Genomic DNA, 21,572 nt, shown 5'->3' with positions numbered 1-21,572 from the left:
GCGATGAACATCGGCCTCGCCCATTCGAAGTGTCAGACCCGGAGGAACGGCATGCTCGAAGCGTCGGCCGCCGCGTGCATCGTCACCCTCGCGGCGACCCCGATCGTCATCGTCGGCATGCGTCGGATGGCGGCGATCGACGAGGTCACCGCGCGGTCCTCGCACCAGGTCCCGACCCCGCGTGGCGGCGGTATCGCAGTCGTCCTCGGGCTGTTCGCGGGCATCGGCCTGGCGGTGTGCATCCCTGGGCCCGGCGACGCCCGCGACCTGCTGTCGTTGACCATCGGCATCGCCCCGTTCGGCCTGATCGGACTCGTCGAGGACCTCAGCGGCATCGCTCCGCCGCGCCGGCTGGCCCTGCACGTCACCGCGGCCGTCGTCGCGGTGACGGCGGTGCGCGGGGCGGTGCTCGACGACCCGGTTCCGAGCGGCACAACCGTCCTGCTCGTCACGATCATCGCACCGGTCTGGATCACCGCGTTCGTCAACGTCTTCAACTTCATGGACGGCATCAACGGCATCTCGGTGACGACGGCGGTCCTGGCCGGGGCGGCGTTCACGGTGCTCGGAGCCGTCCAACACGTGGACGCGATCACGACCGGCGGTGCTCTCACGGCGGCCGCGGCGCTCGGTTTCGGCCCGTTCAACTTTCCTCGGGCCCGCATCTTCCTCGGGGACGTGGGCAGCTATTCGCTGGGAGCCGCGATCGCGCTCCTGGCGGTGCGGGCGGTCCTGGCGGGAATACCGGTGGAGACCGCCTTGGCACCGACGGCGCTGTACCTGGCCGACACCGCCTGGACTCTGCTACGCCGGGTGCGGGCGAAGGAACAGTGGTACCTGCCCCACCGCACCCATGCCTACCAGCGACTCACCACCGCCGGGTGGTCACACACCCGGGTGACCGGGCTGGTTGGCGTCCTGACGGCGGTCCTCGTCGCCTTGGGATTCGCCGCGGACGGACCACTGCCCGTTCGCCTGCTCGCCGACACGGCGGCCGGGCTGGTGCTCCTCGGGTACCTGAACGCTCCACAGCGCGTCGCGGCGGGACGGGACTCCGCCCGCCACTCGCGCGCCGTTCCCGCCCGCCCGCACCCGTCCCCCATGCCGGCCGCGTCCCCCATGCCGGCCGCGTCCCCCACACCGGCCGCGTCCCCCACACCGGCCGCGTCCCCCACACCGGCCGCGTCCGGAGTCGCGGCGATCCCGTCGCAACGCCGGCCGACGAACCCGGACAGGACAGACCGGACCGACGGGACCCGGCCACTGGGGGATGCCGGTCGAAGCCACTGATCGGCTCGTACCCCGCGACCGCCAGGCGGCCGACAACGACGACGGATGGCAATGAGATCGATACGAAGCGCGACACACGCGATGCGACATCGCCTACGTTTAGTCACTCACAGAATACAATACATTACTCATGGTGAAGTATGTAAAGGGCGACTGGAGGTCGAGGTCGGTGGTCCCCTCTCCTGTCCGGTCGCGCGTCCTGCTGGTGACGCACTACTTCCCCCCGGAGACCGGAGCTCCCCAGTCCCGGTTGTCGGAGACGGCACGCGCGTGGGCGGCGAACGGGCTCGACGTCACCGTACTCACCGGCATGCCGAACCACCCGACGGGCAAGATCCCTGCCGCCTATCGCGGCGCCTGGCTGCGGACCGAGCGGGTCGACGGGTACCGCGTCGTACGCACCTGGCTCTATGCCACTCCCAACGAGGGGATCGCCCGCAAGACCCTCGGTCATCTGTCGTTCATGGTCACCAGCGTCCTGCTCGGCGGCCGGCCCGCCGGCCCGGCCGACGTGGTGGTGGTGTCCTCGCCGACCTTCTTTCCCCTCGGCTCGGCCTGGCTGCTCGCCAGGCTGCGCGGCGCCCGGCTGGTTGTGGAGGTCCGCGACCTGTGGCCGGCCATCTTCGAGCACCTCGGCGTCCTCACCGACCGGCGGGTCCTCGGCGTTCTCGAACGCCTCGAACTCGCCGCCTACCGGGCCGCCGACGCCGTTGTCACGGTGACGGAGGGGTTCCGGGAGGACATCGTGCGACGAGGCATCGCGCCGCGCAAGGTGCACGTGATTCCCAACGGCGTGGACCTCCGCCGGTTCCACCCGACGACCGCGGCCTCGGCCGACATCCGGGCCTGGCTGGGCGCCACCGACGGCGACACCCTCGTGCTCTACCTCGGCGCCCACGGCATCTCGCACGGACTGACCTCGATCGCCGACGCGGCCGCCCGGGTGACCGGCCGGCCGATCCGGTTCGCCTTCGTCGGTGAGGGGGCCGAGAAACGCAGGCTCGTCGGGCACGTCGAGAGCCTGGGACTGGCCAACACGGTGCTGCGCGACGGGGTTGCCCGCGAGGAGGTACCCGCCGTCGTCGCGACCGCCGACATCTGCGTTGTCCCACTGCGGGACGTGCCGATGTTCGACACGTTCATCCCATCGAAGATGTTCGAGTTCCTCGCCGCGGGCCGCCCGGTGATCGGGGCGGTCCGCGGCGAGGCGGCCCGGATCCTCCTTGCCGCCGGGCAGATGGTCGTGCCCCCCGAGGACTCGGCCGCGCTGGCGGAGGCGATCCTGGTCCTGGCGGCGGACCCGGACCGCCGGGCGCGGATGGCCCGCGGCGGGCGGGCGCACGTCGAGGCCCACTACGATCGCGACGATCTGGCCCGCCGGTACCAGACGCTGCTGTTCGACAACGCACCGTTCCCGGCGCCGCCTCCACCGACGACCCTTTCCCCACCGGTGCAGGTACCTGCACCGGTACCTGCACCGGACGTGGTCGCATGAGGTTCCTCATCACCGGTGGCACCGGTTTCCTCGGAAGCCGGGTGGTCGACCGGGCGCTCGCGGACGGACACCGGGTCGTCGGGCTGGCGCGCAGCGACGCGGCGGCGACGAAGCTGCGCCGACACGGCGCGGGGACTGTGCGCGGTGACCTCGACGATCCGGCGACGTTGCTCCCGGCGTTCCGCGAGGCGAACTGCGAGGCGCTGATCAACATCGCCTCACTCGGGTTCGGCCATGCGGAGACGATCGTGACCGCCGCCCGTGCGGCCGGCATTCGCCGGGCCGTCTTCCTTTCCACCACCGGGATCTTCACCACGCTCGATCCACCCTCGAAGCGGATCCGGGTAGCGGCCGAGGGGACCATCGCGGCGAGCGGGCTGGACTGGACGATCATCCGACCGACGATGATCTACGGGGGTCCCGACGACCGGAACATGGCCCGGCTGCTGGCGCTGCTCCGGCGCGTTCCGGTGCTGCCGGTCCCCGGCGGGGGGCATCATCTGCAGCAGCCGGTGCACGTCGAGGACCTGGCCCGCACCGTGCTGCGCGCAACGACGACCGCGGCGGCGATCGGACGCGCCTATGACGTCGCCGGGCCGGAGGCATTGACGTTCCGGCAGGTCGTGATCACGGCCGGCGCCGCCGTCGGCCGGCGGGTGATCTGCGTGCCCGTGCCGGTCCGCCCCGTCATCGCCGTGACCCGCGCCTACGAGCGGCGGGTGTCCTCGCCAAGGTTGAAGGCCGAACAGATCGCCCGGCTCATCGAGGACAAGGCGTTCGCGATCGACGCGGCCCGCCGCGACCTGGACCATCGTCCGCGGCCGTTCGCGGCCGGTATCGCGGCGCAGGCCACCTCATCACCCTATCGGGTGACCCCAAGCCGCTCTCCCGACCGAACGGAGACCCGGATGTTCCGGATCGACCAGGCCACCCAGCTGCTCCAGGACCTCCAACGGATCGCCAGGGTGGCTGGTCCCCCGACGGCGCTGCGCTTCGGTGCCGCCGTGGCCCGGCATGCTCCGACCATCCGCCGGGCGGGCAACCTGGATGCCGCCGACCGGGCGATGGCCACCGGCGGCCACACCTACCGGCCGCTGCCCGGGGTGACGGTCATGTTGCCCGGCACCGCGTTCGGCGGCGCGCGCGAGATGTACTGCCGCGGGGTCTACCACGCCCTCCCCGGGTACGCGCCGGCGGCCGGCGAGGTCGTCGTCGACCTCGGCGCAAACCAGGGCCTGTTCTCGGTGCTCGCGGCGCGAGCGGGCGCCGATGTGATTGCCGTCGAGGCGCAGCGCGGGTTCGCCCCCGCCTTCATCAACCATGCCGCCGGCAACGGTGTGTCGAACCACATCCAGCTGCTCCACGCCCTGGTCGGTCCGACCGCCGGCGTGTTCGCCGATCCGCGGGCCCGCCGGAACGCGACACACTGGGACGGGGACGTCGACGTCCTCACCATGGCAGAGGTGTTCGAGGCTGGCGGGGTCGACCAGGTCGACCTCGTCAAGCTGGACATCGAAGGCTCCGAGTTCGCCCTGTTCGACGAGCCTGGATGGCTGGACGCGGTTGGTCGGATCGTGATGGAGGTGCACACCGGGTTCGGCGATCCCCGTACGCTCGACGACCTGCTGGTCCGGCACGGCTTCGAGGTCACTCTGCTCGGTAACGACCTGGTGCCGACTGCCCATCTGGGCGACGCGGCGTCGGGCTACCTCTACGCCCGCCGGACCCGATCGACGACCCGGGCCATCCGCGGGTCCGCGCAGCCCGACGGTCGCCCGGTGTCGGTACCCGGCAGCCGCCCGTCATCCGAGCCCGGTTTCGTCGACGACCCCGCACCGCGGGGTGTCTCGGCGTGAGGCCGATGTCCAGCACCCACCCGATCCTGGTCGACTGTGCCGGTGCCCGGATGGGCGGGGCATTGCGGTTCCTGACCGAACTGGACGGTTACCTGAGTTTTCGGCCGGGCCTGCAGGTCCATCTGGTCGGCCGAGATCGCCGGATCGGACCGGGCTGGCTCGCCCGCCGGGAGCGGCCTGGGCGGTACGCGCGCGCGATCGCCCTCAACAACGTCGGCTTCCTCGCGACCCGCGGCGAACGGTGGGTCCTGCTGCGCAACGTGCTGCACTTCCTGCCGGCGGAGGAGGCCCGGCGGCTACCCGGCGGCCTGCCCGACGGCGTGGCACGGACAGCACGTCTCGTGCGGCTGTTCGCCCGTCGTGCGGACGTGGTCGTCGTACCGACGACCACGATGGCGGACCGGGTTCTCACCATACTTCCTAGCCTGTCCGCCAGGCTGGTGGTCCGGCCCCATCCGCTGTCCCCCGATCCGACCCCTCCCCAGGCCCGTACGCCGGGCCGGTTTCTGTGTCCCGTGTTGTTCGCGCCGTTCAAACCGATGGGGCACTTGCTCCGCATGGTCGATGCCGCCGCGACCCGGCTTCAGGAGGAGATCGGAGCCCACCTCGCGATCACGGTCACCGCGACCGATCGCGAGGCCCACGAACACGGCCTGTCCCACTGTCGGACGCTGCGGTTCGTGGGCCGGCTGACGCCGGCCGAGCTGCGGGCCCACCAACGCGATGCCGGCGCGTTGCTGCAGCCGACGACGATGGAGTCCTTCGGCTACCCGCTCGCCGAGGCACGGCTCGCCGGGATACCCGTCATCGCCCGCGACACCTCACACAACCGCGAGGTGGCCGGCCCGGTTCTGGTGCCGTACTCCCGGGAGTCGGCGGATGATCTCGCCGTGGCGCTGCGCACGGCGCTCACGTTCACACCACGGCCCGAGACGGGAAACCCCTTCGATCCGACGCGTTACTTCGACTGGTTGCTCGACGCAGGAGAGAGCTCACCGTGACGACGCAGACCCACCGAATCCCGCCGCGCCAGGGCCCGTCGTTCCCCGCGGCACCACCGGCCGCACCAGAACCGGCAACGCCAGCACCGGCCGCGCCAGAACCAGCCGCGCCAGAACCAGCAACGACGCGAACCCCGCGCCGAGCGAACTGGCCGACCCCCTATGACACCGCCGCCCCCGCCGGATCGACACAGCCACAGCCGGCGCCGGGATCGGTTCCCGTCACCGCGATCATCCTCGCCCACAACGAGGCACCAAACATCGTCCGGGCGATCAGGTCCGCCGGTTGGTGTCGACAGGTCGTCGTCGTGGACTCGGGTTCCACCGACGGCACCGCGGATCTGGCCCGCGCCATCGGTGCGACCGTCTGGCACGAGCCCTGGCGTGGGTTCGCCGGCCAGCGGCAGTGGGCGATGACCAACCCGGGGATCGCCCACGACTGGGTGTACTTCCTCGACAGCGACGAATGGGTGTCGACCGCGCTCGCCGCCGAGATCGCCGCCCGGCTGGGGACGGCGGACTGCGCGGCCTACAGCCAACGACGCCGGCTGGTGTTCGAAGGCCGCTGGATCGCGCATTGCGGGTGGTACGCGAACAGCTGGCAGGCGCGGCTGCTCGATCGGCGGGTGGCGTACTTCGACGCCGCCGTCACCTACAGCGAACGGGCCGTGGTCACTGGTGAGGTCGGACGGCTGTCCGCCGACCTGATCGACGAGGACCACAAGGGACTCGCCGCCTGGCTACGCAAGCACGTGCGCTACGCCGAACTGGAGGCGGCGCGCCGCGTGACGCAGCCCGCTGTCCGGGAGCGGTTGGCGCGGGTCCGCGAGGAGGTGCGCCGGCCCACCGGGTCGACCCGACCGCTCACCCGGACCATCGCGAGGGACGTGATCTTCCCGCTGGTTCCGGCCAAGCCGGCGGTCCTCTTCTGCTACATGTACCTGCTACGGAGCGGATGGCGGGATGGGCGGCAGGGGCTGCTGTTCTGTCTCTACTACGCCTGGTATGAGCTCACGATCGGCGCACTGACTCGGTCCGTTCACCGGTGACCGCGTCGGTTCCGCTCGGTCGCTACCTGCGCACCACCGCGGGACTGCGACCGGTCCAGCTCGGTGCCCGTGTCCGGCTGCGCGGGCAACGGGCCGTCCTGAGTCGCCACCCGGGCCTGGGCGAGATGCTGCTGCGCGGCAGGCCGCCAGCGGAATCCTGGCCGATCGGGTTCCTGCCGTTCGACGGCAGATGCCCGCCGGCTCGGCCGATGTTCGACGAGATCGTCGCGGGCCGCCTAACCCTGCTCGGTCACTCCCGCGATCTGTGTCCCCGGGACTCCAACACTCCCGCTACTGGAACCCCCGTACCCCCCACCCCCACGACCGGCACCCCCGCGGGGGCCGGCGCCGCCGCGGCCCCCGCCCGATGGGACTGGAGGCAGGCCGACGCTCCGCTGCTGTGGCGCTACCATCTGCACTACTGGGACTGGGCATGGGCATTCACCACCGAGGCTGTCCAGGGGCCCGCGATGTTCGCCCGGCTGTATCTGGCCTGGCGGACCTCGGTGGCCCTGGGCGATCCGGTTGCCTGGTCGCCCTACGTCGTGTCACTCCGGGCCTGGACGCTGTGTGCCTTGTGGCCCCGGCTCGCGCGGGGAACGCCCGCCGAGATGGCGGTCCTCGCCGACCTCGGCGTCTGCCGGTCCTTCCTGCGCACTCATCTGGAGACCGACGTCGGCGGGAACCACCTGCTGAAGAACTACAAGGCGCTGATCGGGCTGGCGGTCGCCGATGACGACGCCCGCGGCCGCCGACGATGGGTCGACGCGCTGCTGCGCGAGCTCGATCGGCAGGTCCTCAGCGACGGTGGACACTACGAGCGCTCCCCCACCTATCACTGTCAGGTGCTGGCCGACCTCGACGACGTCGCCGGGCTGCTCACCGCGGCGGGCCACGTGGTGTCCGGCGCCCTGCTCGACGCGGCCGGCAGGATGCGGTCCTGGCTGACGGCCGTACTCGGACCGGACGGCGTGGTTCCCACGCTCAACGACGGGTTCGCGGTGCCCGCCGAGGCCCTGCGGCTGCTTCTCCCGGCTCCGGTAAGACCGACGCCGATCGCAGTCCAGGGTCCGGGTCCCGTTCCGATCCCGGCACCGCGCCTGGCCGAGATGCCCACCTCGACGTCGCAGTCGACCGTGGGGACCGTGCCCCGTCCGCGGACGCCCGCATCTGACCGGGCCGACGCCCTTCTGCTGGTCGACAGCGGTCTCGCCGTGCTGACGGCTGGACCGTGGCATCTGCTCGCCGACGTGGGCCTGCCCTGTCCCGAGGACCTTCCGGCCCACGCCCACGCCGACACCCTCGCGTTTCTGCTCTGGCACGACGGCCGGCCGCTCCTGGTGGATACCGGGACCTCGACCTACGCCCCCGGACCGGATCGGGACGCCGAACGCGGTACCGCCGCCCACTCGACCGTCATCGTCGATCACGCCGACTCGACCGAGGTCTGGGGCGCGTTCCGGGCGGGCCGCCGGGCCCGTCCCACTCTTGTCACGATGTGCCACCACGAAAACGTGGCGACGTTGGCCGCCGGCCATGACGGCTACCGCCACCTTCCCGGGCGACCCGTGCACTGGCGGACGTGGCGACTCGACCCGAGTGGGTTGTCCGTCGACGATCGGATCACCGGGGAGGGCCGCCACCACGTCGAGGTGCTGTTCCACTTCGCCCCCGGGGTGTCCGTCACCGCCGCGGCGGCCGATACCAGGCGAACCAGTACCACCTCGATCGGGACCACCTCGATCGGGACCAGCCGGAACGCGGCCACCCGGAGCGGGGCCACGGATGCGCTCACGGTGACCACCTCCCAGGGGCGGCTGGTCCTGCGGGCCGGCGGACCGGGGCGGTGGGTGGTGCGCTCCACCCGCCGGGCGGTCGGATGGAGCCGTACGGTGCCGGCGTACACCGCCGCGTACGTGATCGATGCCGAGCTGCCTGTCGCGGTACGCACCACGGTCGTCCACGAAGTCCGCTCCGGCGGCCCGCGCTCCGGCAACCTGCGCTCCGGCGACACGGAATCGTCGCCCGCCCGCCTCTGACGCACACCCGGACCTGACCCGCCCCGGTCGCACCGAATCACCACGAAACCGAACAAACTTCCCGACGGGAGAACACCGTGCCGACCCTGTCCGTCCTACGCCCTCTCGCGGAACGGCTCACCCACCATCTGGTGGTGGCCCGCCGCCTGCCGCCTCCCTTCCAGGCGACGCGCATCTACGTCTCTTCCGAGGCGGGTCTGAAGTATCTGCGCCCCAGTCTCGCCGCCGTCGATCCGGTCCTGACCGACCTGGTCGGCGAGGTCGTGCGCCCCGGCCACGTGGTCTGGGACATCGGCGCGAACGTGGGACTGTTCGCCTTCGCCGCCGCGTCCGCCGCGACGTCGTCCGGCACAGTCGTCGCGGTCGAGCCCGACACCTGGCTGGTCGGGATGTTGCGCCGGTCGCAGACACGGTCACCACGCCACGGCGGATCATCGGCCACCGATGGCCGCGCCACGGTGAAGATCCTGCCCGCCGCGGTCGGTGCGGCCCCGGGGATCAGCACGTTCCACATCGCGAGTCGCAACCGCGCGACCAGCCATCTGGACGGATTCGGCAGCAGCCAGACCGGCGGCACCCGCGCGGCACAGCTCGTGCCGACCTTCACCCTGGACGGCCTGCTCACCCATTTCCCGGCACCGGACGTCGTGAAAATCGACGTGGAGGGGGCCGAGCACGCGGTCCTCAGCGGTGGGCGCCGGCTTCTGGGCGACATCCGCCCGACCGTGATCTGCGAGGTCACCGGACGCAACGCCGAGGCCGTCGGCGACCTGCTGCGCGGGCACGGGTACCGCATCGTCGACGCGGAGGTTCCGCCGCCGGCCCGGCGGCCCCTGACGGCGGCACCCTGGTCCACGTTGGCCGTGCCAGACGTCCCGCCCTCCACCCCGCGACCCGCGTCCGGGCAGGTTCCCGAGCCCCTGGTGCGCGCATGAGGACCACGGCGGTCATCGTCCACTGGGGGCCGACCGGGCCGACGATGGATCTGGCCGCGCAGCTGGCGGCGATGCCTCAGATCAGCGAGGTCGTCGTGGTGGCGAACGACCTGCGAGGACGACCCGACGGCCTCGGGGAAGAGACGGCCTGGCTCGTCCCCCCCGGCAACCTCGGTTTCGGCGGCGGCTTCCGGCACGCGTGTGACGCCTATCCGGCCACCGACTGCTATCTCCTGCTCAACAATGACGTCCAGCTCGTGCCGGCCACCGTCGACGCCTGTCTGGAACTACTGTCCCGCCCGGGCGTGGGCATCGTCGGACCCACTCTGGTCAACGCCGACGGTCTGCATCCGGGCTTCGCCGGGCTCACCCGCGTCTTCACCGTGCCGCGCGCCCGCCGGACCCCCACGGACCACGCCGATGACGTGCCGTGGGTCACCGGCGCGATCACCTTTGTCAAGGCCGAGTGTCATCGGCAGGTGCCGATGGCCGTTCGGTACTTCCTGTACTACGAGGACGTGGATCTCTGCCAGCGCGCTCGGGCGGCCGGGTGGCGTGTCCTCGTCAGTCCGGCCCAGGCCTGGCACACCGGTGGGGGGACGGTACCCGGCAACGGCTACACCTACTACACGGTGCGCAACCGGCTGTGGTTCGCCCGCATCCACGGCCGCCCGCGGCAGGTGGCGCTGGTGACCGCCTGGCTGCTCCTGGCGGTGCTGCCCCGGGTCGCCGTGTCCGAGCTGGTGCGCCGGCGCGGAATCGTCCGCGTCCACTGCGGCCTGCGCGGCGTCGTGGACGGTCTCGCCCGCATCCCCGACATCGACCAGACCCTGCCCGGGGAACCCCGGGCGTCCCGGTGGAGTACGTGGACACGCGAGGCCCGCTCCGTCCCGCGTCCTCGCCCGGCCCAGGACCGGCCGATCGGTCCGTCGGACCCCGCGGGGGGAGTCGACCGGCGGGAGAAGGCTGCCGGCACGGGGGAGCTCACCCGTCCCGGCTGAGCGTGACCACCACTCCGTGGCGGTCGACCACCTGGAAGCCCAGTCCACGCGCGGCGTCGAGCAGGTCCGCCGCGGTGACGGGCCGTCCCTCGAAGGTCGTGTCGTGCATCTCGAACACCGCTCGACGGCACCGGTCCAGCGCGCCCGGATCCCCCAGCAGAAACGACGCCTCCGCACCCTCGATGTCGCTGACGAGGTCGAACTCAGCGATCCTCTTGCGTACCAGCAGGTCCCGAAGCGTGGCCGCCGGAATGGTGACGGTCCGCCGTGACGCGTCGTCCCACAACCGGGAACCGAGGTTGTTCCCGACGAGGGCGAACGCCACCGGACCCACGGCCTGCGTGATCGCCCTGTTCTCCACGTCCAGGGTGATGTGCCCGGCGTACGCGGCCAGGCGTCGCGTGAGGCCCTCGATGAGGTGGGGATTGGCCTCCACACACACCAGCCGCGAGCCGGGTGCCAGCCGCGAGGCGATATGCGCGCTGGTGATGCCCAGACTCGCACCAAGTTCCACGACGGTGCCCGAGGTCGTGAGATGACGGCGGATCATCCGGATCTCGGCCCCTTCGTACAGCCGCCAGAACAGCGCCGCCCGCGCCTGCGGGGTGAAGTCGCGGTCAGCCACGTCGAAACGCAGCCCGTGGTTGGGGACCCGGTTGCGGGTGGCCGCCGCGATGACCGTTCCCACCGCCGGGGACGTCAGGGCACCGGCGATCGAGATCTTGGTTCGGTAAAGAACATCACTGGCGTCCATAAGCAAGATTTTTTCCCTTCGTTGCGGGCCGGGCGCCACCGTAGGCGAAGCGTGCCGTCAGGAACAGCACGGCCAGCTGGATGGGCAACGCCGCGAGGAGGTCCCCCACGCTGCTCTCGGAGTTGACCAGTTGGAGGAAGAGCGGAACGAAGATCACGATGTAGCGTAGATCCTTCATCGGGTCCCACGCCTCGTCGATCAGTCGGAAACCGGCGCCCAGTAGTGCCATGCCGACCAGCAGGGGAAGCAAGCCCCCGTGCAGATAGAGGTCGGCCTGGGGGGAGACAGCGGCCGCGGAGTAGATCCGGGCGTTCCCCGAGAGGTACTGCTGTTTGAACTCGTAGCCGGTGGCCCTGATCGGTTTGTCGGGCCAGACCGCCCGGGGCACGGCGGTCAGGACGGGAGCCAGGAACAGCTCGTTGATGTCCCGGTAGGGAACGATGTCGGGAGACAGCTGGACGACGATGGCCAGACTGTCGATGCCTCGCATCCGCGAGGTCAGGTACTCCAACGGTGACTCCCCGGGGCCTTCCCCCGCGGGGGCGTCCCCGGACAGCGTCCGGCCCAGCACGGTCGGCGCCATGGACACCGCCGACCGAGCGTCCATGGTGTGGCTCTGGCCGCGTACCTGGGCCCGGTAGGAGGCGTTGTAGGGAATCAGCACGAGGACGAAGATGGCGGCGGCCGCGACGATCCACCGCATCGGAAGCCGGCCGCGGGCGACGGAGAACGCGATCAGCACTCCCCACACGCTGGTCGCGAACACCCCCTTCATCCCGCTGGCGACAGCGAAGAGGATCTCGACGGACAGCAGGGCGACGAAGGTCCGCCGACGCCCCCCGCCCCCGTCTTCCCTGCCCCGGGCCAGATCGACGGCGGCGATGAGCAGGGCGGACATCCCGAGGCCGCCGAGCAGGGTGAGCGGCTGGGCGTAGGCACTCGCCTCGGAGACCTTCTGGGACGCGTCGCCCAGGTAGGCATACTGGCCCAGGAGAATCTGCAGGACCCGGGCCGCCACCGAGATCCCGCACAGGATCCACAGCACGCTCCGGTCGCGCAGCCGGGTACCGGTCCCGGGCGCCGCCGCGGTGGCAAACCGGGTGGCCGCGCGCGTCACCAGCCGGCCCGGGCCGAGCAGGTATCCGCAGGTCCACAGCGGCAGGGCGAGGCTCGCCAGGGCGAGTGCCCGCAGCACGCCGTCGAGATGGATCTGCGGAGTGTCCAGCTGGGGGGTGTGCCAGACCAGTGACACCAGCCCGAACGACATCCCGGTCCACAGCAGGTACCAGGGGCCGAGACGGAACAACCCCAGCCCGTAACCACGCCCCGCTCGCGCACCGACCAGGAGCAGCGCGGCGAGGCATTCGAACGTGAACGCCACCGAGCGCAGGACCACCCGGTCGGGCTCGGACGGCAGCCGGAGCGCCTCGACGAACCACGGCACCACGCCGACCATCACGATCATCAGCCACAGCAGCGGCGGACGGCGGACGGCGTGGGCAACCCTCCCACCCGGCACGGCCGGGGCGATCACCACGGCGCACCCGAGGGGATCGGCGAGGCGTCGCCGGCAGGCGTACCTGAGTGGCGCCGCGGACATCCCGCGAGCGGGCAGGCGGCCCGGGACGTCCGCCAGCAGAGAGTTCGCCAACAGAGAAGATCAGGCATGCCCGAACCTCACGCCGTCCGGTCGCGGGGCAGCGGCGTACGCCGCAGGGTGACGGCGACCTGTTCGAAACGCTCCCAGCCGTCGTGGAGCGCGAGCACGTTCGGCGAGAAGACGCCCTGCCCGGTCAGCCCGCGCCGGCTCAGATTGAGGATCCGGTAGCCGGCGGCGGCCAGCAGCGAGACCAGCTCACCGGGATTCTCCCCGGCAGCCCGCCGATCCCCTTCGCCGCGGTGGCTGTTCTCGCCGGAACGGTCTCCGCCGCGGCGGGCGGGGCGGGGCGGCATCGCCAGCAGGAGGGCCGGCCGATGCGCCCGTAGGAGCTCACCGGCGCCGCGCAGCACGTCGAGGCTCTCGGCCTCACCACCGATCCTGACCAGGGCGGGCGGTCGGTGCCGCGCGGCGTGGGCATCGAGGGTGATGGGCGTCGCGCCCGGGATGGGCGCGACGCCCACCGCGGCACTGGCACCCACCGCGGCACTGGCACCCACCGCGGCACTGGCACCCACCGCGGCACTGGACAGGTGGACACTCGAGAGCCGGTTGCGCTCGACCAGTGCCGCGAGCGTCGCCCCGGTGCGCGGTGCTTCCTCGAAGGCATGCACCTCGCCGGCCGCTCCCACTACCCCGGCCGCCCACAGGGTGTAGATCCCGAGGCCAGCAGCGACGTCATAGCAACAGTCACCGGGGCGCAGAACCGCGTCGAACACCGGCGCGAGCGCTGGTGGCCGATAGCGGGGACCGCTGTAGGTGTTCGCAGGGTCCTGCATCCATCGGGTCGGCCAGCCACGACCGCGCAGGCTGGGAAGGCCCGCGGCCAGACGTCCCGCCAGCCGCCAGCGCAGCGGACCGGCACGATGCCCGGAGATCGCCGCGAGGTTTCCAGAGCCATCCTGGGTCACATACTTAAAGTAGTCGACGTCTTACAAAGAGCAATGGATTGAGGTCACGAATCCGTCGCGTCGTCCTCACCCACCTTGACCGCCAGCCCCGGTTCACCAGTCCGCACGGTGAACCCGTCGCGGTCACCGCCCAGCACGTCCGAGCCTGCCGGCGGCTCCTGACGGGGCACCAGCCACGGGGACCGCGGCCGCTCGACACGTCCGTGGAACCAGGCCACGGTGCGGGCAAGCCCGTCCCGTACGTCCACCAGGGGTCGCCATCCAAGCGCCTCCCGCGCCAGCGTGATGTCGGGGCAGCGCACGGTGGGATCGTCCTGCGGTCGCGGAACGAAGGTGATCGGGACGTCAGCCCCGCATACCTCCACGACGAGCCGCGCCGCATCAATGATCGTCATCTCCTGGGGACTGCCGAGATTCACCGGACCGGGAAGGTCGCTGTCCAGCATGCGCACGACCCCCTCCACCAGATCGTCGACGTAGCACAGCGACCGGGTCTGGCGACCCTCGCCCGCAACGGTGACGGCTTGGCCACGCAGGGCCTGCGCAATGAAGGTCGGGATGGCACGCCCGTCGTCGGCGCGCATCCTCGGCCCATAGGTGTTGAAGATCCGGATGATCCCGGTGGACGTGCCGTGGGTGGCGCGGTGGGCGGTGGTCAACGCCTCGGCGAAGCGCTTGGCCTCGTCGTACATGCTCCTCGGACCGATCGGATTGACGTGGCCCCAGTACTCCTCCGGCTGGGGGTGGACCCGGGGGTCGCCATAGACCTCCGAGGTGGAGGCCAGAAGGAACCGGGCGTTCTTGCGATATGCCAGATCCAGCAGGTTCGCGGTACCCGACGCACCGACCGACAGAGTCTCCAGGGGCAGGGCCCGATAGTCCACCGGGGACGCGGGGGAGGCGAAGTTCAGCACGGCGTCGACCGGGCCAGTGACGTCGATCGGCTCGGTCACGTCCCGCCGCAGCAGGCGGAACCCGCCATGCCTCCGAAGATGGTCGATGTTGCCCGGCCGGCCGGTGAGGAAGTTGTCGACGCAGATCACCTCGGCACCCCGAGCCAGCAGGCGGTCACAGAGATGGCTTCCGAGGAAGCCGGCCCCGCCGGCGACGACGACCCGCCTGGTCACTCCAACCACCACCCGTGAGTAAGGAAAGCCGGGCCATGGGCGTCACGTACCGCCATCGGTCGACAACGACACTGCGCGCCCCTCGGACAGCCCCCCTTCTATCACTGACAGTGATAGAAGGAGGACGACCACGGCGGGGAACCCGCGTGTCTCCACCCGATGACGCCGCAACCGCCACCCACCGCCACTCAGGCCCCACCGCCACTCAGGCCCCACCGCCACTCAGGCCCCACCGCCACTCAGGCCCCACCGCCACTCAGGCCCCACCGCCACTCAGGCCCCACCGCCACTCAGGCCCCACCGCCACTCAGGCCCCACCGCCACTCGGCACCCGCGATCCGCGACCCACGACACGCATCTACAGACAGTTGCTCGATTAATACTTTGAGTGACAGAGTCGGATCGATTCGTACTGGCGCACGGCCCACCCGGTCCGATCAGCGGTCATTGCGAGGAGGAACAGCCGGCTCATGACCTCCGTCCCCAGGTCGACGACGGTGGCAGTCGTCGTATCGCACGCGATCCAGCATTTCGCGCCGCTGTACCGGGCGTTGACCGAACACGAGGTGGATCTTCGGGTGCTCTTCCTGTCCCGATCGGGCCTGGAACGCTACTTCGACGCGGATTTCGGCCTCGACGTGCAGTGGAAATCGGACGTCGTAACCGGTTATCACCACGAGTTCATCGCGGACCTGCCGCTGCGCCCTGGCTGGCGGCAGCCCGACGTCACCCGGCAGATGGTTACCCGGACCTGGGCGGCCCTGGACCGACTGCGCCCCGCATGCGTGCTCGTCTACGGATACCGGTACGCCCATTCCCTCGCGGCGCTCGCCTGGTGCCGGCGACGAGGCGTACCCGCCCTCATGATCAGTGACAGCGAGCTCCTCGGCCAGCGAACCCCAGCCGTCCGCGCCGTCAAACGGCTCACGCTGCCCCACCTGATGCGTTCAGTGAGCGCATTCCTCACGATCGGCGACAACAACGAGGCGTACCTGGCCAACTATGGAGTCCCCGCCACCCGCATGTTCCGCACGCCGTATCCCACCGATGAGACGGCGCTGCGGGCCGTACTGGCGCATCGGGACAAGCATCGAACGGCGATCCGCGCCGAGCTGGGCATCGCCCCGGACGCCCTTGTCGCCTTGTTCGCCGGAAAGATGATCTCTCGGAAGCGCCCCCTCGACATCGCGGACGCACTGCGCATCCTCACCCGCACGCCCCGGGGTCCGGTCGACCGGGAAATCATCGTGATCATGGCTGGGGACGGAGTGCTGCGCGCCACTCTCGATGCGGTGGCCGCCGAGCTCGGCGGCGCGTTGCGGATGGTCGGATTCGCCGACCAGGAACGGCTCCCCCGCCTGTACGCGGCCAGCGACCTCTACCTGCACCCCGCCGAGCGGGATCCGCATCCGCTGGCGGTCAAGGAGGCGGTGCTCTGCGGCCTGCCGGTGGTGGTCAGCGACCGGGTGGGCTCCACCGGCCCGACCGACGACGTCCGTCCCGGCCGCAACGGCCGGGTTCACCCGGTCGGCGATGTGGACGCGCTCGCACGGATCCTCGGGGAGCTGCGCGCGCGCCCCGACGTCCTGGCCAGGATGGCCCAGGAGTCGGAGAAGGTGATCGGCGACATCGAGCTCGCCGCGTCCGTGGACGGCTTCCTGCGCGCCGTTGCCCATGTGCGCGACACCGCTCGGCGCGGATGACCAGAGCCGTCAGCCGCCGGGCCGTCATGACCGGCCCGCTCGCGAGCCGGCTTCCCCGCTCCACCGTCGCCGTACTCGCCGGCAACGCGGGCACGCTGGTCGTCGGGACCGCGACCGGCGTCCTGGCCGCCCGCGCTCTGGGGCCGGTGGCCCGCGGCGAGTTCGTCGCGCTGCAGACCTGGGCGGGCATGCTCGCGATGGTGTTCGCCCTGGGTGTTTCCCAGACGCTGGTCACCGATGACGGTGAGGACCGCGCGCTGCTCGGCCCGCTGCTCACCCAGACCGTCGCGTCGGCGCTGCTCGCCGCGGTGCTGTTCACCGTGGTGCCGATGCTGATCACTGTGGGCCCGGGCCGTTCGGGCGGCACGGGAGCCGGGCGGGGAGCCGCCTGGGACGCCGTCGCCGTGCTGGGCGCGACCTGCTTCACCGCCGCGGCCGTGGCCGCCTCCAACGCCGCCGGGCTCGCGCAGCGCCGCGGTCGGATGACCGGCGAGTTCCAGCTCGTCCGGTTGCTACCGGCGGCGGCGACACTGGCCGCGTTCGCCGCGCTCGCCGGCAGGGGAGTCCGCGATCCAGGCTTGTGGATGCTGACCCTCGGCGTGACGGCCCTGCTACCCCCACTCGGGTACCACGTGGCGGTGCTCGGCGGCCTTCCCGCCCTCGCGCGGCCGGGACGCCTGCTGCCCCGGCGCCGTTTCATGCGGTCCGCCCTGGGGGCCTACGGCACCGTCGTCGGGGCCCAGCTCATCTACAAGCTGGACATGCTGCTCGTCGCCACCTTCCTGGCCGCCGAGCAGGTGGCCTTCTACGCCGTCGCCGTCGCTGTCGCCGGCGCCTGCACGACCGTCTGCCAGGCGACCGGCATGGTGATGTTCAGCCGGCTCCGCACCCTGGTCGATCCCCGGCAGCGGGCCCGGGTGGTGCGCCGCGCGGTCATCGCCACCGTCGCCCTCGCCGCCGCGGTGGCGGGCACGATCGCCCTCGTCACGCCGACGGCCATCCGCATCGTCTACGGCACGCGGTTCGCCCCCGCCGCCCCGGCCGCCCAGGTCCTCGTGCTGGCGACCATCCCGCAGTCCGTCGACTACCTGCTCACCCATGTGCTGCTCGGGTTCCGTGCCGCCCGCACGGTGCTTGCCATCCAGGTCCCGGTCGCGCTGTCGACCGTGCTCGGCCTCGCGGCGGCGCTGCACGACGGCCGCCTGCCGATCGTGGCCGCGGTGTCGGGGATCACCTACACCGCCTCGGCCGTGTCGCTGCACCTGGCCAGTACCCGCCTGCTCGCCCGCGCGGCAGGCGCCTCACCCGACAGCGTCCCCCTGGACGGCGCCTCACCCGACAGCGAACGGAGCCTGACGGCCCACGGTCCCATCCCCTTTCCGCGCTCACCCCTCTCATCAGGAGCCACGATGACCACGACGCCGACCGTCGCCCCGCACGACCCGACCGTCGCCCGTCACGATCTTTCCGATACCTCGGTGCGGTACCTCGATCTGCTTCGCGCGACGCTGACCTGCTCTCTCTGGGATGGTCGGGACGGCGGTGCGTGGGAGCCGCGCACCGGCGCGAAGAGGATGCTGGTACGAGCCTTCCGCAGCCAGGGAATGGAAATCGTCAAGAGGAGCGCACCGGGCGCCCGGACCGACGGCCGGGACTGGCCACGGCTGGCGCTCACGATGACCGGCGACCGCCGGATGCGCAACCTCCAGGAGTGCGCCGAACGAGTCATCGTCGACGGCGTCCCAGGCGACTTCATCGAGACCGGGGTATGGCGGGGCGGCGCGTGCATCCTCATGCGCGGGGTGCTCGCCGCCTACGGCGTCCCCGACCGCACGGTCTGGGTCGCCGACTCGTTCGCCGGCCTGCCCGCGCCCAATCCGGGGCGCTACGCCGCCGACACCGGCGACCGCCACCACGAGTACGCGGAGCTGTCGGTGTCCCTCGAGCAGGTGCGGGACAACTTCCGCCGCTACGGCCTGCTCGACGATCAGGTCCGTTTCCTGCGCGGCTGGTTCCGGGACACCCTGCCCACCGCGCCCATCGAGCGCCTCGCGGTCCTGCGCCTCGACGGCGACATGTACGAGAGCACCACCGACGCGCTGACGGCGCTCTACCCGAAGCTCTCCGACGGCGGCTTCTGCATCGTTGACGACTATGGAGCCGTTCCTGGCTGCCGGGCGGCAGTCGAGGACTACCGGGCCGCCCACGGGGTGACCGAGCCGATCATCGAAGTCGACTGGACCTGCGTCTACTGGCGCCGGAGCGAGCCCTCGCGGTCGCGCTGAGCTGGTCCGCGCCCCGCCGACCCCGGCGGAGAGAGGAGGAAAGGGATGACGGAGGAAGGGGTGGCAGTGCGGCAACGACCGTGGGCAGTACTGATGGTGTGTACCGGAAACGTCTGCCGCTCGCCCCTGGCCGAGCATCTCGCCGCCGCCCGGTTCAGCGCCGCGCTGGACCAGATCAGCCTCGGCGCGGCCGGCGCGCAGGCATCCGGTGGGACCGGGGGTAACGAGTCCTCATCCGAGGGATGGCATCCACCCAGCCCCGCCGGGGACCTTCTGGTGAGCAGCGCGGGAGTATGCGCCCGGGCAGGTGAGGCGATGTACCCCCAGGCCGCGGCGATCCTGACATCGCGGGGGCTCGACCCGTCCGGCTTCCGGGCAAGGTTGCTGACACCGGATCTGGTCCAGGCCAGCGATCTGGTGCTGTGCGCGACCCGCGCACACCGCTCGACGGTGGTGGGCCTTGTGCCACGGGCCATGCGCCGTACCTTCACCCTGCGCGAGTTCGGACGGGTGACCTCCGGAGTCCGCCCCGCCGACATCCCCCCGGGCGGGACACGGGCGGCCGGGGAGTATCTCGCCGCCACGGCCCGGCGGATCCGGGCCGCCGGCCACGCGCTACCGGCTGCCCTCGACGACCTGGCCGACCCCCTCGACGGCGGTCGGGATGCGTTCGAGAACTGCGCGCGAATGATCGAAGAGACGCTGTCACGGCCGATGGCCCTGCTGGCGGAGGCGTGTCACGAACGACTGGCGGTCACGCCTACGGACCCCGCAGACCCGGCAGGCCCGGCAGGCCTCGCGGATGTCCCGGTCGACCGGACCCCGGCACCGGGATGAACATCCTGATCGGGAACCGGTGGCTGGCCGGCTTCCTCGACGAGACCCCCCTGCCCGGCCACTGCCGGATCCGCCCGGACATCTGGGTGACGCTGTTCCCCGTGGACGGTCAGTTCTTCGTCAGGGCGGGCAGCAGCCGGGCCCTCGCCGCCTACACCCGCGAGTTCGGCATCCGCGCGGTCGCCCGCAAAACGGCCAGCCGGCTGCGGGAACGCGACCGCAACCAGCGTTACTTCGGCATGGGCCTGGGCACCCTGATCGAGGCGGTCCCACCCGTCAGCGGGGCGGCTTCGCCGACGGGAACGACCGTCGCTTTCGTCGCCCCCTGCCACCCGGCGTGCATGGAACGCGTCGTCCTGCATCAGGACCTCGTCCGCCCGGTGGGGCCGGGCGGCCCCACCGGCGCTCCCGCCGACCCACTCGGCTTCGTCAGCCCCGATCCGCCGCCACCGCGATCCGCGGTCGTCTACCGGGCCCGGCCGGCGACCGCGTTCCCGGCCGTGGACGACACGCTCATCGGCTGGTCCCCGATGTCGGGAGCACCGGTGGACCCCGGCGCCGTCGACCGTCTCGTCGCCTGGCTTGCAACCGAGTGGACCGGGGCCCGCCCCGGGGATCGTCCACTCGCCGGGGTCAGTCCGATCACGGAGAGCACCCGGCGCTATGGCCCGCCATCCGCGTCCGGACGACCCACCGCTGTCCTGTTCGGGTTGGGACACTATGCCAAGACGCAGATCGTCCCGCACGTCCGTGATCACCTCGACCTCGTCGGTGTGCATGAGATCGACCCCGTCCAGCTGGGCACCCGGCGACCGGACCGATGTTCCTGGGACACCGCGGCGCTGCTCCGGGACGGGGAGCGGGCCGACGTCGTCCTCATCGCGGGCTACCACCACACGCACGCGCCGCTGGCCCGGGATGCGCTGCGGCTCGGCTCGGTGGCCGTCGTCGAGAAGCCCGTTGTCACCACAGAGGAGGATCTCGGCCGGCTGGTGAAACTCCTTCACGCCGGCGGGCGCCTGTTCGCCTGCTTCCAGCGACGCCACAGCCCGATGAACGCCTGGCTGCGCTCCGACCTGCGCCTGGCCGACGGCAACGAGCCGCTGATCTACAGTGCCGTGGTGTACGAGGAACCGCTTCCCCGCCGGCACTGGTACCGCTGGCCGTCCTCACGCACCCGGCTGGTCAGTAACGGCTGCCACTGGATCGACCACTTCCTCTGGCTCAACGACTTCGCGCCGGTCCGCCGGAGCACGGTGGCCCGCTCCCGCACGGACACCTTCACGGTGTACGTCGAGCTGGAGAACGACGCGGTCCTCTCGCTCGTGCTGACCAGTGCCGGGGGCAGCCGGCACGGTCTGCGGGAACAGTCCCAGCTGCGCGCGAACGGCGTGACGGCCACCATCGTCGACGGTTCGCAGTACACCGCGGAGGCCGGGTCCCACATCCTGCGGCGGCGGCGAGTCAACCGGCTCGACAGCTACCCGGCCATGTACCGCGACATCTGCGCGGGCATCGTGGCCGGCGCCCCGGGCGAGGACGCACGGCAGATCGCCGCCGTCGCCGCGCTCACGCTACGGCTGGACGCCGCAGCCGGCCGGGATGGGCCCGAACCCTGATCACCGGAATCAC

The 21,572-nt window shown here is 71.4% G+C and carries 16 protein-coding genes; 12 read left to right on the top strand and 4 right to left on the bottom strand.

Translation table 11 applies throughout. The features are described from left to right. Window positions 1-51: 51 nt before the first annotated feature. The 8 genes from FRANCCI3_RS06535 to FRANCCI3_RS06500 all read left to right on the top strand — a co-directional run bounded on the left by FRANCCI3_RS06535 (window position 52) and on the right by FRANCCI3_RS06500 (window position 10,666). Window positions 52-1,290, top strand: coding sequence for an MraY family glycosyltransferase (locus FRANCCI3_RS06535; protein WP_023840574.1), 1,239 nt, complete (start codon window positions 52-54; stop codon window positions 1,288-1,290). Window positions 1,291-1,459: 169 nt separating this feature from the next. After that, a complete protein-coding gene (locus FRANCCI3_RS06530) occupies window positions 1,460-2,785 on the top strand; it encodes a glycosyltransferase family 4 protein (protein WP_011435747.1) in 1,326 nt (441 codons plus the stop codon). After that, window positions 2,782-4,641, top strand: a complete 1,860-nt coding sequence (locus tag FRANCCI3_RS23255; protein ID WP_011435746.1) for an FkbM family methyltransferase — start codon at window positions 2,782-2,784, stop codon at window positions 4,639-4,641. The genes FRANCCI3_RS06530 and FRANCCI3_RS23255 overlap by 4 nt, the downstream gene beginning before the upstream one ends. A gap of 5 nt (window positions 4,642-4,646) precedes the next feature. Continuing rightward, window positions 4,647-5,642, top strand: coding sequence for a glycosyltransferase (locus FRANCCI3_RS06520; RefSeq protein ID WP_023840573.1), 996 nt, complete (start codon window positions 4,647-4,649; stop codon window positions 5,640-5,642). After that, on the top strand, window positions 5,639-6,691 hold the full coding sequence (locus FRANCCI3_RS06515; protein ID WP_011435744.1) for a glycosyltransferase family 2 protein: 1,053 nt from the start codon (window positions 5,639-5,641) through the stop codon (window positions 6,689-6,691). Before FRANCCI3_RS06520 ends, FRANCCI3_RS06515 begins: the two co-directional genes overlap by 4 nt. Further along, window positions 6,688-8,730, top strand: coding sequence for a heparinase II/III family protein (locus tag FRANCCI3_RS06510; protein ID WP_011435743.1), 2,043 nt, complete (start codon window positions 6,688-6,690; stop codon window positions 8,728-8,730). Before FRANCCI3_RS06515 ends, FRANCCI3_RS06510 begins: the two co-directional genes overlap by 4 nt. A gap of 77 nt (window positions 8,731-8,807) precedes the next feature. Beyond that, the gene (locus tag FRANCCI3_RS06505; RefSeq protein WP_011435742.1) at window positions 8,808-9,665 is read left to right on the top strand and encodes an FkbM family methyltransferase; all 858 of its coding nucleotides are present in this window, start codon (window positions 8,808-8,810) and stop codon (window positions 9,663-9,665) included. Next, the gene (locus tag FRANCCI3_RS06500; protein ID WP_011435741.1) at window positions 9,662-10,666 is read left to right on the top strand and encodes a glycosyltransferase; all 1,005 of its coding nucleotides are present in this window, start codon (window positions 9,662-9,664) and stop codon (window positions 10,664-10,666) included. Before FRANCCI3_RS06505 ends, FRANCCI3_RS06500 begins: the two co-directional genes overlap by 4 nt. Here FRANCCI3_RS06500 and FRANCCI3_RS06495 read toward each other — a convergent pair. Genes FRANCCI3_RS06495 through FRANCCI3_RS06480 form a run of 4 tightly spaced genes read right to left on the bottom strand, consistent with a single transcriptional unit; the run spans window position 10,650 to window position 15,115 of the window. Next, entirely contained in the window at window positions 10,650-11,420 is a 771-nt protein-coding gene (locus tag FRANCCI3_RS06495; RefSeq protein WP_023840571.1) for an FkbM family methyltransferase, read from the bottom strand. The two genes, FRANCCI3_RS06500 and FRANCCI3_RS06495, sit on opposite strands and share 17 nt — an antisense overlap. Continuing rightward, window positions 11,407-13,071, bottom strand: coding sequence for a hypothetical protein (locus FRANCCI3_RS06490; RefSeq protein ID WP_049760858.1), 1,665 nt, complete (start codon window positions 13,069-13,071; stop codon window positions 11,407-11,409). Before FRANCCI3_RS06490 ends, FRANCCI3_RS06495 begins: the two co-directional genes overlap by 14 nt. Before the next feature lie 26 nt (window positions 13,072-13,097). Beyond that, complete coding sequence (locus FRANCCI3_RS06485; protein ID WP_011435738.1) at window positions 13,098-13,988, bottom strand: methyltransferase FkbM; 891 nt, start codon at window positions 13,986-13,988, stop codon at window positions 13,098-13,100. A gap of 44 nt (window positions 13,989-14,032) precedes the next feature. Then, entirely contained in the window at window positions 14,033-15,115 is a 1,083-nt protein-coding gene (locus FRANCCI3_RS06480) for a UDP-glucuronic acid decarboxylase family protein (protein ID WP_011435737.1), read from the bottom strand. Between the two features lie 470 nt (window positions 15,116-15,585). On the opposite strand from FRANCCI3_RS06480, the gene FRANCCI3_RS06475 reads away from it, so the two are divergent. From FRANCCI3_RS06475 to FRANCCI3_RS06455, 4 genes are all read left to right on the top strand, one after another. Beyond that, window positions 15,586-16,818: a glycosyltransferase family 4 protein gene (locus FRANCCI3_RS06475; protein ID WP_011435736.1), complete on the top strand. Its 1,233-nt coding sequence runs from the start codon at window positions 15,586-15,588 to the stop codon at window positions 16,816-16,818. Between the two features lie 1,409 nt (window positions 16,819-18,227). Then, a complete protein-coding gene (locus tag FRANCCI3_RS28980; protein ID WP_011435734.1) occupies window positions 18,228-19,103 on the top strand; it encodes a TylF/MycF family methyltransferase in 876 nt (291 codons plus the stop codon). 45 nt (window positions 19,104-19,148) lie between these two features. After that, window positions 19,149-19,940, top strand: coding sequence for a protein-tyrosine-phosphatase (locus FRANCCI3_RS06460; RefSeq protein WP_011435733.1), 792 nt, complete (start codon window positions 19,149-19,151; stop codon window positions 19,938-19,940). Beyond that, window positions 19,937-21,559 carry a Gfo/Idh/MocA family oxidoreductase gene (locus FRANCCI3_RS06455; RefSeq protein ID WP_011435732.1) on the top strand — a complete coding sequence of 541 codons (1,623 nt, stop codon included), beginning with the start codon at window positions 19,937-19,939 and terminating at the stop codon, window positions 21,557-21,559. The genes FRANCCI3_RS06460 and FRANCCI3_RS06455 overlap by 4 nt, the downstream gene beginning before the upstream one ends. The last annotated feature ends 13 nt before the right edge of the window (window positions 21,560-21,572 follow it).

Source organism: Frankia casuarinae, assembly GCF_000013345.1.
In the GTDB taxonomy this organism is placed as follows: Bacteria; Actinomycetota; Actinomycetes; order Frankiales; family Frankiaceae; genus Frankia; species Frankia casuarinae.
Note: the sequence above shows the minus strand (reverse complement) of the source record. Positions and strands in the feature narration are given on the sequence as shown.

Coding starts and splice junctions, on each gene's coding strand:
- FRANCCI3_RS06535 (WP_023840574.1), top strand. CDS start 52: ATGCTCGAAGCGTCGGCCGCCGCGTGCATCGTCACCCTCGCGGCGACC.
- FRANCCI3_RS23255 (WP_011435746.1), top strand. CDS start 2,782: ATGAGGTTCCTCATCACCGGTGGCACCGGTTTCCTCGGAAGCCGGGTG.
- FRANCCI3_RS06520 (WP_023840573.1), top strand. CDS start 4,647: ATGTCCAGCACCCACCCGATCCTGGTCGACTGTGCCGGTGCCCGGATG.
- FRANCCI3_RS06500 (WP_011435741.1), top strand. CDS start 9,662: ATGAGGACCACGGCGGTCATCGTCCACTGGGGGCCGACCGGGCCGACG.
- FRANCCI3_RS06495 (WP_023840571.1), bottom strand. CDS start 11,420: ATGGACGCCAGTGATGTTCTTTACCGAACCAAGATCTCGATCGCCGGT.
- FRANCCI3_RS06475 (WP_011435736.1), top strand. CDS start 15,586: ATGACCTCCGTCCCCAGGTCGACGACGGTGGCAGTCGTCGTATCGCAC.
- FRANCCI3_RS28980 (WP_011435734.1), top strand. CDS start 18,228: ATGACCACGACGCCGACCGTCGCCCCGCACGACCCGACCGTCGCCCGT.
- FRANCCI3_RS06460 (WP_011435733.1), top strand. CDS start 19,149: ATGACGGAGGAAGGGGTGGCAGTGCGGCAACGACCGTGGGCAGTACTG.
- FRANCCI3_RS06455 (WP_011435732.1), top strand. CDS start 19,937: ATGAACATCCTGATCGGGAACCGGTGGCTGGCCGGCTTCCTCGACGAG.